General features: G+C 71.4%; 11 protein-coding genes. 1 reads left to right on the forward strand and 10 read right to left on the reverse strand.

The annotated features are described in order from the left end of the window. Positions 1–30: 30 nt before the first annotated feature. From ACIBAE_RS14310 to ACIBAE_RS14330, 5 genes are read right to left on the reverse strand one after another with little or no spacing between them, the layout of a single operon-like run. The gene (locus tag ACIBAE_RS14310) at positions 31–795 is read right to left on the reverse strand and encodes an amino acid ABC transporter ATP-binding protein (protein ID WP_399284914.1); all 765 of its coding nucleotides are present in this window, start codon (positions 793–795) and stop codon (positions 31–33) included. Beyond that, a complete protein-coding gene (locus tag ACIBAE_RS14315) occupies positions 795–1,838 on the reverse strand; it encodes an amino acid ABC transporter permease (protein ID WP_399284915.1) in 1,044 nt (347 codons plus the stop codon). The genes ACIBAE_RS14310 and ACIBAE_RS14315 overlap by 1 nt, the downstream gene beginning before the upstream one ends. Before the next feature lie 14 nt (positions 1,839–1,852). Further along, positions 1,853–2,812, reverse strand: a complete 960-nt coding sequence (locus tag ACIBAE_RS14320; protein ID WP_399284917.1) for an ABC transporter substrate-binding protein — start codon at positions 2,810–2,812, stop codon at positions 1,853–1,855. After that, complete coding sequence (locus ACIBAE_RS14325; RefSeq protein WP_399284919.1) at positions 2,809–3,345, reverse strand: GNAT family N-acetyltransferase; 537 nt, start codon at positions 3,343–3,345, stop codon at positions 2,809–2,811. The genes ACIBAE_RS14320 and ACIBAE_RS14325 overlap by 4 nt, the downstream gene beginning before the upstream one ends. Then, positions 3,342–4,469 carry an LLM class flavin-dependent oxidoreductase gene (locus tag ACIBAE_RS14330; protein ID WP_399284921.1) on the reverse strand — a complete coding sequence of 376 codons (1,128 nt, stop codon included), beginning with the start codon at positions 4,467–4,469 and terminating at the stop codon, positions 3,342–3,344. Before ACIBAE_RS14330 ends, ACIBAE_RS14325 begins: the two co-directional genes overlap by 4 nt. 678 nt (positions 4,470–5,147) lie before the next feature. On the opposite strand from ACIBAE_RS14330, the gene ACIBAE_RS14335 reads away from it, so the two are divergent. After that, a complete protein-coding gene (locus ACIBAE_RS14335) occupies positions 5,148–6,194 on the forward strand; it encodes an amino acid ABC transporter permease (RefSeq protein ID WP_399285064.1) in 1,047 nt (348 codons plus the stop codon). A gap of 86 nt (positions 6,195–6,280) precedes the next feature. Here the strand turns inward: ACIBAE_RS14335 and ACIBAE_RS14340 are convergent, their stop codons facing one another. The 5 genes from ACIBAE_RS14340 to rhaS form a co-directional block, all read right to left on the reverse strand. Next, positions 6,281–7,792, reverse strand: a complete 1,512-nt coding sequence (locus ACIBAE_RS14340) for a rhamnulokinase family protein (protein WP_399284922.1) — start codon at positions 7,790–7,792, stop codon at positions 6,281–6,283. A 119-nt stretch (positions 7,793–7,911) separates the two neighbouring features. After that, positions 7,912–9,951 carry a bifunctional aldolase/short-chain dehydrogenase gene (locus ACIBAE_RS14345; protein ID WP_399284923.1) on the reverse strand — a complete coding sequence of 680 codons (2,040 nt, stop codon included), beginning with the start codon at positions 9,949–9,951 and terminating at the stop codon, positions 7,912–7,914. 172 nt (positions 9,952–10,123) lie between these two features. Further along, the gene (rhaI, locus tag ACIBAE_RS14350; protein ID WP_399284924.1) at positions 10,124–11,290 is read right to left on the reverse strand and encodes an L-rhamnose isomerase; all 1,167 of its coding nucleotides are present in this window, start codon (positions 11,288–11,290) and stop codon (positions 10,124–10,126) included. A 386-nt stretch (positions 11,291–11,676) separates the two neighbouring features. Beyond that, positions 11,677–12,696, reverse strand: a complete 1,020-nt coding sequence (locus ACIBAE_RS14355) for a LacI family DNA-binding transcriptional regulator (protein WP_399284926.1) — start codon at positions 12,694–12,696, stop codon at positions 11,677–11,679. A 217-nt stretch (positions 12,697–12,913) separates the two neighbouring features. Then, entirely contained in the window at positions 12,914–14,005 is a 1,092-nt protein-coding gene (rhaS, locus tag ACIBAE_RS14360) for a rhamnose ABC transporter substrate-binding protein (RefSeq protein ID WP_399284927.1), read from the reverse strand. Positions 14,006–14,042 lie beyond the last annotated feature (37 nt).

Genomic DNA, 14,042 nt, shown 5'->3' on the forward strand with positions numbered 1-14,042 from the left:
TCTCCTTGGCTTTACGGGAATGAGGGGCGGTCAGAGGACCTTGGAGAGGAACGCGCGGGTGCGCTCGTGCCGCGGGTCGTTCAGTACGGCCGCGGGTGGCCCGTGTTCCACGACGACTCCGCCGTCCATGAACACCACGGTGTCGGCGACCTCACGGGCGAACCCGATCTCGTGCGTCACGACGATCATGGTGGTCCCCGTGCGGGCCAAGTCCTTGATCACATCGAGGACCTCGCCGACCAGTTCCGGGTCGAGCGCGGAGGTGGGCTCGTCGAAGAGCAGCACTTTGGGTTCGAGGGCCAGCGCGCGGGCGATGGCCACGCGCTGCTGCTGACCGCCGGACAACTGCCGAGGGTAGGCGTCGGCCTTGTCGGCGAGACCGACCCGCTCCAGGAGACGCCTGGCCGCCTCCGCCGCGTCCTTGCGCGGGCGGCGCAGCGCGGAGACGGGGGCCTCGACGAGGTTCTCCAGCACGGTCAGGTGAGGGAAGAGGTTGAAGTTCTGGAAGACGAACCCGATATGGGTGCGCTGCTTCAGAACGTCCTTCTCCTTCAGCTCGTGCAGTTTGGCACCGGACCGGCGGTAGCCGATGAGTTCACCGTCGATGCTGATCCAGCCACGGTTCACCTTCTCCAGGTGGTTGATGGTGCGCAGCAGGGTGGACTTCCCGGAGCCGGACGGGCCGAGGATCACGGTCACCTCGCCCTGGCGGACCTGGAGGTCCACCCCCCGCAGCACCTCCAGCGGCCCGAAGCTCTTGTGGACGCCGTGGACGTCCACCATCACGTCGCTCATCAGTTGTCTCCCAGGGGCCCTGGGTGTCCCAGGGGTATGACGGGCTGGTCGCGCCGCATGGCGGCGGAGCGCAGATTTCGTGCGAAACGCCGGGCGCGCTGGATCGGGGTGGGCGGTGGGGTGCGATTGGCTCCCCGGGCGAAATGGCGCTCCACGTAGTACTGCGCGACCGACAGCAGCGAGGTCAGCAGTACGTACCAGGCGGTGGCGACCAGCAGCAGCGGGATCACCCTGCCGTTGCGGCCGTAGATCACCTGCACCTGGTAGAAGAGCTCGCCGATCGCCATGACATAGACCACCGAGGTGCCCTTGAGCAGGCCGATGATCTCGTTGCCGGCCGTGGGCAGGATCGCGCGCATGGCCTGCGGCAGCACGATCCGCCGGATCTGCCGCAGCCGGGGGATGCCCAGCGCGGCGGCGGCCTCAAGCTGGCCGTGGTCGACCGAGATGACGCCGCCGCGGACGATCTCGGCGGCGTACGCGGCCTGGTGCAGCGACAGTCCGATGAGGGCGGCTCCGATGGTGCCGATCAGGCTGTTGCTGTCGACGGACCAGAAGACCGGCCCGAAGGGAATTCCGACGCCGAACTCCTCGTACAGGGCGCTCAGGTTGAACCAGAACACCAGCTGGACGATCATCGGGATGGACCGGAAGATCCAGATGTAGGACCAGGCCACCGTCTGGAGCACCGGGCTCCGCGAGAGCCGCATGAAGGCCAGCACCGTGCCGATCAGGAAGCCCAGCACCGTGGCGTAGGCGGTGAGTTGGAGCGTCACCCCCACCGCCTGGACGATCGTCTCGGAGAAGACGTAGTCGCGGAAGACGCCCCACTCCCAGACCGGGTTGGTGGCCAGTCCGTGCGCGAACTGGGCGACCAGCACCGTCACGGCGACGACCGCCACCCACCGGGTGTAGTGGCGCGCGGGGACGACCTGGAGGGAGGCGGGATCGTCGGGTGCCGGGTCCGGGCCCCGGGCCGGGTCGTCGGGGCCGGTGTCCGGTGGGGCCGCGCCGCGCGGCGCGGAATCGGTGGCGAGTCCCATCGTCGTTTTCCTGCTCATGACTGGTGCTCGGGCGGGTTGATCCGCGACGCGTCGATCGCGGAGGCGGTGGTGCCCCACTTCTGGAGGATCCGGGCGTACGTGCCGTCCTTGATCAGCTCGTTGACGGCGGCCTGGAACGCGGGGGTGAGCGGGGAGTCCTTCGTGAAGGCGAAGCCCACGTCGAGACGGTGGAACTCGCCCAGGAACGTGGTCCGGGAGGCGGGCTGCGCCGCCTGGTACCGCAGGCCGTTGATGGTGGACATCACCACGTCGATCCGGCCCTGCTGGAGTGCGGTGACGGTGGCCCCGTTCTCCGAGAAGACCTTCACGTCGTACGGTTTTTCACCGGCCTCGGCGCACACCCCCTTCTGCGCGGCGAGGGTGGTCGCGAAGGTGGTGCCGGCCCCGGTGCCGATGGTCAGCCCGCACAACTGGGTGAGTCCGGTGACCTTCGTCCCCAGCGCGGTGTTGCCCTGCCGCACCGCGAAGCCCTGGCCGTCGTTGATGTAGGTCACGAAGTCGATGGTCTTCAGGCGCTCCGCGGTGACGCCGAAGTTGCCGGTTCCGACGTCGTACTTGCCGCTTCCGAGGGCGGGCAGGATCGTCTCGAAGGAGGCGTCCTGGCGCCGCAGCCGGATGCCGAGAACCTTGGCGACCGCGTCCGCGATGTCGATGTCCTGGCCCACGGGCTTCTTCGTCTCCGCCCCCTGCGGGTAGTACGCCCCCGGCGGGGCTCCCACCGCGCTGCCGACCCGCAGGGTGCCCGACGCCCGCACACCGGCGGGCAGCAGGGCGGCGACGGAGGCCACCTTCCGTACGGCGGCGACCGGGTCGCCGGTCGGCGCGGGAGAGGCTCCGGCGCCCGCCCCGGCCCCGCCCGCGTCATCGGGACCCGCGCAGGCGGTCAGTGCCAGAAGGGGCAGCAGCGCGGCGGCGGCGAGGCGTGATCGGGTTCGCGTTCCGGGGAGGCTCACGGGGCGGATGCCTTTGCGGTGGGAGCGTTGCCGGCGAGGTGCTTCTCGAAGGGCAGGGGGCCGATGGTTTCCGGATCGGCGCCGGTGTCGAACAGCGGTGTGTAACCGCCGGCCAGGTACAGGGCGCGGGCCTCGGGCTGGCGCGGGCCGGTGGTCAGGTGGATCCGCAGGTAGCCCCGCGCGGCCGCCTCCCGTTCCAGCTCGTCGACGACCCGGCGGGCCAGGCCACGCCGACGGTGGGCGGAGTGCGTCCAGATCCGCTTCAGCTCGGCCGTGGTCTCGTCGTACCGGCGGAAGGCGCCGCCCGCGACCGGCTCGCCGTTCTCCAGCAGCAGGAGCAGCACGCCGCCGTACGGTTCGGCGAACTCCTCGTCGGGGTAGCGGGCGAGCTCGGCGTGGGCGTCCTTGCCGTAGCGGGCGGAGTACTCGTCGCCGAGTTCGCGCAGCAGCGGTGCCACGCGCGGGTCGGAGACCGGGACCTGAACGATCGTCAGGTCGGTGACAGGGGAAGGGGTGTGTGCGACGGAGGTCATCCGCGCACCGCCGTGAGCGCCTGCGGACCGGCCTCCGCCCTTTCGGCGTCGCGCTTGGCGACCTCCTCGCGGACGATCGGGATGACGTACCGGCCGAAGTCGATCGCGTCGCCCAGCAGGTCGTAGCCCCGGGCGGAGAGGATGTCCACGCCGAGGTCGTGGTAATCGAGGAGAGCCTGGGCGACCGTTTCCGGAGTGCCGACCAGGGCGTTGGAGTTGCCCGCCCCGCCGGTGGCGGCGGCGGTCGGGGTCCACAGCGCGCGGTCGTAGCGCTCCCCCGCTTCGGCGATGGCGATCAACCGCTGCGATCCGGTGTTCTCCGGGGCACCGCCGCGGCGGTGGCGTACGAGTCCCTCCTCCCGCCGGGCGCGGATGGCGCCGACCGTTCTGTGGGCCTTCTCCCAGGCCAGTTCTTCGGTCGGGGCGATGATCGGGCGGAACGCCACCTGGATGCGGGGGACATCGGTGCGGCCCGCGGCCTTCGCGGCCGCCCTCACCGCCTCGATCTGCTCGGCGGTCTTCTCCAGGGGCTCACCCCACAGGCAGTAGATATCGGCCTCGGCTCCCCCGGCCTCGTACGCCGCCGGGGAGGACCCGCCGAAGGAGACCCCGGGCCGGGGCTGCTGAACGGGGAAGACATCGCTGACGAAGTCGTGGAAGCGGTAGTGCTCGCCCTCGTGGTCGAAGGGCTCATGCGTGGTCCAGATCTTCTTGACGATGCGGATGTATTCGCGGGTGCGGGCGTAGCGCTGGTCCTTCGTGAGGGTGTCGCCCTCACGGCCCTGCTCGTGGTCGTTGCCGCCGGTGATGAAGTGCACGGTCAGCCGCCCCTCGCTGATCTGGTCCAGCGTGGCGAAGGTCTTGGCGGCGAAGGTGGGGTACGAGACGTTGGGCCGGTGGGCGAGCAGGATCCGCAGGGATTCCAGCCTGGCGGCGATGTATGCGGCGGCCGGCGCGGGATCGGGCGATCCGGCCCCGTACGCGAACAGCACCCGGTCCCAGCCGTTGTCCTCATGTGCCCGGGCGAGCCGCAGTGTGTATTCCTTGTCGAAGGCGGCGCCGGAGCGCGGGGTCGTTTCGGAGCCGTCGTTGGTGGCGGCGATGCCGAGGAACTCCACAGGCATGGGAAATGACCTTTCCTCAAGTTCTCGAAAACGGTGGGCCGCACGCGGGCAGGGCGCGGCCGCCCTCACGACAACGGCCTCAGGTGACCGTGTCTCAGGGCGAGGGGAACGCGGGACGAATCAGGAAGGATGACGCCGGGGCAGGGGCCTCGGGCGGAACAGTGCGGCGGCAGCGTGCGTCCGGACTCGCGGAACCACCCGTACGCGGGTCAGTGCCCGCGTACGACGGTCATACGAAGAGAGGACTCGGCCCGCGACGGGGTTGACCGAGGGAGGGAAGGGCCGGTCGGACAGCCCGCTGCCGATTCAGACGCAACACGCCGCGGACCACACTCGACCGAAGTCGATGTGGTCACGGGTGACCAGGCGCTGCTCGGTATTCATGCGCCCCATTGAGCAGCACGCCGCGCCTCTCGTCAACCACTGCCCGGATGCCGGACCAACACCGTTCGTGACAGGCCTGGTTGACACACCGGTGCGGTGGCCGCTTACGATCGGCGGCGGACCGGCTTCGCCACGCGTGGGCGCCGCGCTCCGGCCGCGTTGAGGGACGCGGCGCGTGTGATGACGCCGAGGCCCGGCCGCACCGTACCCGCGCGGCAGGTGCGCGGCCCGGCGTACGTGTGCCGCCGGGTGGTCACCGCCGACGCCCGCCACTCCCTCCCCGGAGAGCCTCTGATGGTCTCGCCTTCCGAAGTCACCGCTCCCGACTCCGCTCCCGACTCCGCATCCGACGCCGTATCCGTCTCGTCCGCCGGACGGCTGAAGTCCGGCGGCCTCGCATCCGACGACCTCCCGAAGGTCGTGCCGCGTCGACGCGTCGGCCGCCGGCTGACCGCGGCCGCCGCGCTGCTGGTCTTCGCGGTGGTGGTCAACTCCGTGGTCCACAACCGTGCTTTTCAATGGGACGTGGTGGCTCGGTACTTCACCACCGGCGCGGTGCTCGACGGGCTGCTGCTGACGCTCTGGCTGACCGCCGCGGTGATGGTGCTCGGCTTTCTGCTCGGCACCCCGCTGGCGGTCATGCGGCTGTCCGGAAACCCTGTGCTGCGCACGCTGAGCTGGGGCTATGTGTGGATCTTCCGGTCCACGCCGCTGCTCGTCCAGTTGCTGTTCTGGTTCAACATCGGCGCCCTCTACCCGACGCTCGGCCTGGGCATTCCCTTCGGACCGCGGTTCGTCACCGTCCAGACGGTCAATCTGCTCGGTCCCACCCTCACCGCCGTCGTCGGGCTGACCCTGCACGAGGCCGCCTACGCCGCCGAGGTGGTACGCGGCGGCATCCTCTCCGTGGACACCGGCCAGACCGAGGCGGCCCAGGCGCTCGGCCTCGGCAGACCGCGCACGCTGCGCCGGATCGTCATCCCCCAGGCGATGCGCTCGATCGTTCCGACCGCCGGGAACATGCTGATCGGCACGCTCAAGGGCACCAGCATCGTCAGTGTGCTGGCCGTGCACGACCTGCTGTACTCGGTCCAGCTGGTCTACAACCAGACCTATCAGGTCATCCCGCTGCTGATGGTCGCCACCCTCTGGTACATCGCCGTCACCACCGTGCTCAGCGCGGGACAGTTCTACGTCGAGCGGCACTACGCGCGCGGCACCGCCCGCACGGTGCCGCCCACCCCGCTGCGACGGCTGCGTGTCCGTCCGGCCGTCCTGCGCGCCCGGCCGCGCGCCATGACCGCCGCCGACGCCCGCCCCGCGATCGGCGGTGACCGGTGAGCGCCGGGGGTGGCCGGTGAGCAGCGTCACCGGGGACGCGTCCGCCCGGCCGATACGGCCGGACGGTCAGGTCAGGTCAGGTCAGGTCAGGTCAGACCGATACGGCCGGCCGCCGAGGCCCAGGCGGACCGGTCGCCCCGGGGGGTGTAGCGGCGCAGCGGCTGGGTGTCCGCGACCAGGCGGCGCATCCGGGAGCGGTCACCGACCAGGCCATGGGCGCGGGCCTGGACGAGGACATTGCCGAGCGCGGTGGCCTCGGCGGGCCCCGCGACCACCGGCAGCCGGGCGGCGTCGGCGGTGAGCTGGCACAGCAGGTCGTTCCGGCTGCCGCCGCCCACCAGGTGGATCACGTCGAGGTCCCGCCCCGCGAGTTCGGCCGCCCGGCGCAGGGTGCGGGCGTGGGCCAGGGCCAGGGCTTCCAGGATGGTCCGCACCAGTGCGCCCTGGTCGGCGGGTGGCCGCTGCCCCGTGCGCTCGCAGAAGGCGGCGATGCGGGCGGGCATGTCACCGGGGGCGAGGAACTCCGGGGCGTCGGGATCGATGACGGCGGTGAAAGGCTCCGCCGACGCCGCCCGGGACAGCAGCGGGCCGATGTCGTGCTGCTTGCCCTGGGCCCGCCAGGTGCGCTGAGCCTCGCTGAGCAGCCACAGCCCCATGATGTTGCGCAGGTAGCGGACGGTGTGGTCGATGCCGAGTTCGTTGGTGAAGTTGGCGGCTCGTGAGGCCTCGGTGAGCACCGGGGCGTCGAGTTCCAGTCCGGCCAGGGACCAGGTGCCGCAGGAGATGTAGCCGAAGCCGGGCCGGTCGGCCGGGACGGCGACGACGGCGGACGCGGTGTCGTGCGAGGCGACGGCCGTGACCGGTGTGCCGGACGGCAGCCCGGTGTGGGCGGCGGCCTCCGGCAGCAGCGTCCCGGTCGCGTCGCCGGGGTGGTGCAGTCGCGGCAGCAGCCCGGCACCGAGGCCGAGAGAGTCGGTCACCGTGGCTGACCAGGTGCCGGCGCGGGTGTCGTACAGGCCGGTGGTGGAGGCGTTGGTGGCCTCGGCGCCGATCCGGCCGGTGAGCCAGTACGTCAGGAGGTCGGGGATCAGCAGCAAATGGCGGGCGGTGCGGAGTTGGGGGGTGCCGGTGGCGGCGGCCAGCTGGTAGACGGTGTTGAAGGGCAGGTGCTGCACACCGGTGATCCGGTACAGCTCCGCCGCGCCGATCTTCTCGCGGACCTCCTCGGCGACGGTGTCCGTGCGCGGGTCGCGGTAGTGGTACGGGTTGCCCAGCAGCGCCCCGGTCCGGTCCAGCAGGCCGTAGTCGACGGCCCAGCTGTCGATGCCGATGGACGCGATCGGACCGGACCGGTCGGCTTCGCGCAGTCCGTCGAGTACTCCCTGGTAGAGCCCGAGGATGTCCCAGTGGAGCCCGGAGGGCAGTCGTACGGGCGTGTTGGCGAAGCGGTGCACCTCCGTCAGGTCGAGGCGGCCGTCACCGACGCGGCCGAGGACCACACGGCCGCTGGTGGCGCCGAGGTCGGCCGCCGCGAAGGTGGCGGGGAGTGCGCGGGGCGAGGCCGTGGAGTTCGTCGCGGAGTTCGTCGTGGAATTCAACGGGCAACCTGGGAGCTGGGCGTCGGGGCCGGGGACGGTGGGGGCGTACGGGTGCCGGAGTGGTACCGGCGGGCAACGGACGGGTAGGTGGACCGCTTGACCGGTCGGCTGGCGTGGCGTCAGCGCAGGAAGGCCGCGGCGACACCGGCGTCGACGGGAATGTGCAGACCGGTCGTGTGGGTGAGGTCGCCGCCGGTGAGCGCGAAGACCGCATTCGCGACGTGCTCGGGCAGGACCTCGCGCTTGAGGATGGTGCGCTGGGCGTAGAACGCACCGAGTTCCTCCTCCTCGATGCCGTAGGTGGCGGCACGCTGGGCCCCCCAGCCGGCGGCGAAGATTCCCGAGCCGCGTACGACGCCGTCCGGGTTGACACCGTTGACGCGGATGCCGTGCTCGCCCAACTCGGCGGCCAGCAGCCGCACCTGGTGGGCCTGGTCGGCCTTGGTGGCGGAGTAGGCGATGTTGCTGGGACCGGCGAAGACCGCGTTCTTGGAGACGATGTAGACGATGTCACCGCCGAGCCGTTGCTCGATCATCGCGCGGGCCGCCTCGCGGGAGACCAGGAAGGAGCCCCGGGCCATGATGTCGTGCTGCAGGTCCCAGTCCCGGGCGGTGGTCTCCAGCAGCGGCTTGGAGAGGGAGACGCCGGCGTTGTTGACGACCAGGTCCACCCCGCCGAACGCCAGTGCCGCGTCCGCGAAGGCCCGGGTGATCTGCTGCTCGTCGGTCACGTCGACGGTGACGGCCACAGCCCTGTCGCCGTCTCCGATCTCCCCGGCGACGGCGACGGCGCTCGCGGTGTCCAGGTCGGCGACGACGACGCAGGCGCCCTCGGCGGCGAGCCGGTGGGCGACGGCCTTACCGATGCCGGAGCCCGCGCCGGTGACCAGCGCGACCCGGCCCGCCAGGGGCCTGGGCGCGGGCATGCGCCGCAGCTTGGCCTCCTCCAGGGCCCAGTACTCGATGCGGAACTTCTCGGACTCCTCGATCGGGGCGTAGACCGACACCGACTCGGCGCCGCGCATCACGTTGATCGCGTTGAGATAGAACTCGCCGGCCACCCGGGCGGTCTGCTTGTCCTTGCCGAAGGAGAACATGCCCACCCCCGGGACCAGCACGACGGCCGGGTCGGCGCCCCGCATGGCCGGGGAGTCCGCGGTGGCGTGCCGGTCGTAGTACGCCTGGTAGTCGGCGCGGTAGGCGGTGTGCAGCGAGCGCAGGCGCTCGGTCACCTCGCCGATCGGCGCGCCGGCGGGCAGGTCCAGGACCAGCGGGCGGACCTTGGTGCGCAGGAAGTGGTCCGGGCAGGAGGTGCCGAGCGCCGCGAGACGCGGGTGTTCGGCGCGGGCCAGGAAGTCCAGTACCGCGTCGGTGTCGGTGAAGTGGCCGATCTGCGGGCGGTCGGTCGAGGCCAGCCCGCGGATCAGCGGCGCCAGGACGGCGGCGCGCTCGCGGCGCCCGGCTCGCGGCAGCGGGCCGTACCCGTCCAGGAGCGCGCCGAAGGGCTCGGGGCGGCCGCGCTCGGCGAGGAACCGCTCGGCCGTGCGGATGATGTCCAGCGAGTTGGCCTCCGCCTCGTCGCTGGTGGCGCCCCAGGCGGTGATCCCGTGGCCGCCCAGGACGCAGCCGATGGCCCCCGGGTTCTCGCGCTTGACGGCCGCGATGTCCAGGCCGAGCTGGAACCCGGGACGGCGCCAGGGCACCCAGGCCACCCGGTCGCCGAAGCACTCCGCGGTCAGCTTCTCCCCGTCGGCGGCGGTCGCCAGGGCGATGCCGGAGTCGGGGTGCAGGTGGTCCACGTGCGCGGCGTCGACCAGGGCGTGCATGGCGGTGTCGATGGACGGTGCGGCCCCGCCCCTGCCGTGCAGGCAGTAGTCGAACGCGGCGACCATCTCGTCCTCGCGCTCCACGCCCGGGTACACGTCCACCAGCCCGCGCAGCCGGTCCAGCCTGAGCGCCGCCAGGCCCGGCTCGGCCAGGGTGCCCAGATCGCCCCCGGATCCCTTGACCCACAGCACTTCGACCTCGCCGCCGGTGACCGGGTCGGGGGCGGAGCCCTTGGCCGATGTGTTGCCTCCGGCGTAGTTGGTGTTGCGCGGGTCCGAACCCAGCCGGTGGGAACGCGCCAGCAGCGCGGAGATCTCGGGGTGCAGCGGCATGGTGGGAGTCCTCGGTGCGGAAGGAAGAAGAGGGGAGGGTCCGGGCCGTCCCGCCGGGTCTCAGCGTGGCGGACGGGCTCGCGGCGTGGCGGACGGGCTCGGCGTGGCGGACGGTCTCAGCGTGACGGACGGTCTCAGCGTGACGGACGGTCTCAGCGTGGCGGGAGTGGCGTCAGGCGCCCCAGCCGGCCTGGTCGCCGCCGACCCGCTCGGCGACGATCCGCCGCTGCCAGCCGGACGCGGCGTAGGCCGCTCGCGGGTCCGGGTCGAGGCCCTGCTCCGCGCGGACCTCGCGCAGCAGCGGGCGGACGTCGGTGTTGTACGCGTCCATCAGCACCGCGTTGGCCTCCAGCACGTCGCCCGCCAGTTGGGCGGCGCGCAGCGCGTCGAGGTCGACCAGCAGAGCCTTGGCCGTGGCCTCCTGGACGTTCATCACCGAGCGGATCACCGCCGGGATCTTGGCCTCGATGTTGTGGCACTGGTCGAGCATGAACGCCACCTGGCGTTCCGGTGCGAAGCCGTCGTTCTTGGCGACCTCGTGCAGGATGCGGAAGAGCTGGAACGGGTCGGCGGAGCCGACCATGAGGTCGTCGTCGGCGTAGAAGCGGGAGTTGAAGTCGAAGGCCCCGAGCTTCCCCTCCCGCAGCAGGAAGGCGACGATGAACTCGATGTTGGTGCCCGGCGCGTGGTGCCCGGTGTCGACCACCACCTTGGCCTTCTCCCCGAGTTTCAGGCAGTGGGCGTAGGAGGTGCCCCAGTCCGGGACGTCGGTCGTGTAGAAAGCGGGCTCGAAGAGCTTGTACTCCAGGATCATGCGCTGGTCCGCGCCGAGCCGGGCGTAGACCTCGGCCAGCGCCTCGGCCAGGCGGTCCTGACGGGCGGTGACATCGTCCTGGCCCGGGTAGTTGGTGCCGTCGGCGAACCACAGCTTGAGGTCCCGCGAGCCGGTCGCGTCCATGATGTCCACGCACTCCAGCAGGTGGTCCACCGCCTTGCGGCGCACCTTCGGATCGGGGTGGGTGACGCTGCCGAGCTTGTAGTCGTCGTCCTGGAAGGTGTTGGTGTTGACCGCCCCCAGCTCCAGGCCGCGTTCCTTCGCGAACGCGGCCAGCGCGGAGTAGTCCTCGACCCTGTCCCACGGGATGTGCAGCGACACCCGCCGCGCCACCCCGGTCGCGGCGTGCACCTGGGCCGCGTCGTCGATCTTCTCGTACGGGTCACGCGGCACACCGGCCTGCGCGAACACCTTGAACCGTGTCCCCGAGTTCCCGTAGCCCCACGACGGAGTCTCGATCTGCTGCGCCTTCAGCGTCGCCTTCACTGCGGACAGTTCCGTCATGAGATTCCCTGTCATCCTCTAAGTGAATCGTTTCACGCAAGGGCAACGTAGTCGGCCGGGCACGCGCAGTCAAGGAAGGCCGCGCACCCGTCGTCGACCGGTGACGGGGCGCGGTCCGTGCGGAATTGCGGCGGGGTCCGAGCGGGTTTGCGGCGGGGTCCGAGCGGGGTACGGCCGGGGCGGGTATCGACCCGCTCCTGGAGCCGACTCCAGACTCTGCCGGGTTGAAACGTTATACGGCTCGCGTGCCCACTCCGCGCACGGCGCGGGACGCGGTCGGTCGGGCCCGGTTCCTCAGGACACGCTCCACGGCTTGCGGGCCGGCGTGCGTACCGTCACCGTCGACAGCGACGGTTCGCGGCGCGACGCGCCCGGTTCCCCGGGGCTCAGCGCCGGGCGAGGGAGGAGCCGCGTACCACCAGTTCGGGCTGGAGGACGACGCGCCGGTGCCGGTGGGTGCCCGCGTCGTCGCCGGTCTCCTCCAGAAGGATCTCGGCGGCCATGGCGCCCATGATGAGGGCGGGCTGGCGGACCGAGGTCAGCGGGACCACCGCGGCGGCGGCGAATTCGATGTCGTCGTAGCCGACGATCGCGAGGTCCTCCGGAACGCTGACGCCCGCCGCGTACAGCGCCTGCAGCACACCGAGTGCCAGCAGGTCGTTGGCACAGAAGACGGCGGTGGGCCGGTGGGCGAGCCCGAGCAGCCGGGCGCCCGCGTCGCGGCCCGCCGCGACGTCGAGCCCGCCGGTCGGCAGGTCCCGCAGGACATCGGCGGGCAGACCGGCCTCCGCGAGCGCGGCGAGCGCTCCGGCCCGGCGGTCCTTGATCTGCTGGAGGTGGCCGGGACCGCTGACATAGGCGATGGAACGGTGTCCCGCGCCCAGCAGGTGCCGCACCGCGAGGGTCCCGCCGGCGATGTCGTCCACGGATACGGAGCATTCGGCGGTTCCGGTCGCCCTGCGGTCCACCAGCACGAAGGGGATGTTCCGGCGGCGGAGGGAGTCCAGGTTGCGGCCGTCGGCCTCGGCGGGTGTCAGCAGGACGCCACGGACCCGCTGTTCGGCGAAGAGGGACAGGTAGTCGGCCTCCTCGGCCGGGTCCTGTCCGCTGTTGCACACCATCACGCGGAGCCCGGCCGCGCGTGCGGCGCGCTCCGCGCCACGGGCGACGTCGACGAAGAAGGGGTTGCCCATGTCCAGGACCAGCAGCGCGATGATCCGGCTCTGCCCGGCCCGCAGTTGGCGTGCGGACTCGCTCCGGACGTAACCGAGGCGCTCGATGACCGTCCGGACCCGGATCCTGGTCTCCTCCGCGACCATCTCCGGCCGGTTGATCACGTTGGAGACGGTGCCGACCGAGACCCCCGCGTGCCGGGCCACATCCTTGATTCCCACCATCCGTGCCACGCGCGTGTCCTGCTGCCTCTCGCTTGCACCGGAGGGTTCGGCCCCGGCGACTTGCTTATCGTATGGGCTCACGGCCGCGCGCCGGCGCCGCACCCTGGCCCTGGCCCGGTCCCGACGACGTACGGCACGCACCGCCGCCGCCCGGCCGGGCGGCGGCGGACCCGTCCGTGGACCGGTGCGGGTCAGCAGCCGGTGCGGGTCAGAGGCCCGGTGCGGGTCAGAAGTGGAACCGGGCGATGTTGGACGCGTCGAAGACGGTCGGCTCGCCGAGCACCACCACACCGTCGGCGCCGATGGTGAAGGTGCCCTGGGAGCCGGCCTTGAAGGTCTGTCCTGGTGCGCCGGTGATCTGACCCGACGCCAGCGCGGTGGCGGCGTAGGCGGCGAGGCTGCCGAGCTTCGCCGGATCCCACAGCTCGAAGGCCTGGACCGTGCCGTTCTTGACGTACGCGCGCATGTCGTCGGGGGTACCCAGGCCGGTCAGCTTGACCTTTCCCTGGTACTTGGAGCCGTCCAGGTACTGCGCGGCGGCCTTGATGCCGACCGTGGTCGGGGAGATGATCCCCTTCAGGTTCGGGTACTGCTGCAGGAGTCCCTGGGTCTGCTGGAAGGACGTCTGGGCGTCGTCGTTGCCGTAGGCCACGGTGACCAGCTTCATCTTGGCGTACGCGGGCTTCTTCAGCTCGTCCTTCATGTAGCCGATCCAGGTGTTCTGGTTGGTGGCGGTCTGGGCGGCCGAGAGGATCGCGATCTCACCGGTGTAGTCGAGCTGCTTGCCGAGGAGTTCGACCTCGCTGCGGCCGAGCGCCTCGGCCCCGGCCTGGGAGATGAACAGCTGACGGCAGTCGGCGTTGGTGTCCGAGTCGTAGGTGACGATCTTGATGCCGTTGGCCATGGCCTGCTTGAGCCCGGTGCACAGGGCTCCCGGGTCCTGGGCGGACAGGGCGATCGCGGAGACCTGCTGCTGGGTGAGGGTGTTCAGGTAGGAGACCTGGCCGGCGGTGTCGGTGCCGCTGGTGGTGCCGACCTCCTTGTAGGTCTCGCCGAGCGAGGCCAGAGCCGCCTTGCCACCGTTGTCGGCGATGGTGAAGTACGGGTTGTTCACCTGCTTGGGCAGGAAGGCGACGGTCAGGCCGGTCTTGGTGGGCGCGTCCGGGTCGGCCGACGCCCGGGAGACGGGGGCGGAGGAGCCCGCCGCACCGGCCGAGTTCTTGGTGGTGCCGCCGCAGCCGCCGAGCGCGAGGGCGAGAACGGCGGCGGCGGCGAGCGCTGTGCCGGTGCGGGCTGCAGGGGTGAACCTCGGGACCATGGTGGTGTTCCTCTCGTTGCTGGGCGGCGGACCCCCG

This window comes from Streptomyces sp. NPDC051569 (assembly GCF_044454085.1).
In the GTDB taxonomy this organism is placed as follows: Bacteria; Actinomycetota; Actinomycetes; order Streptomycetales; family Streptomycetaceae; genus Streptomyces.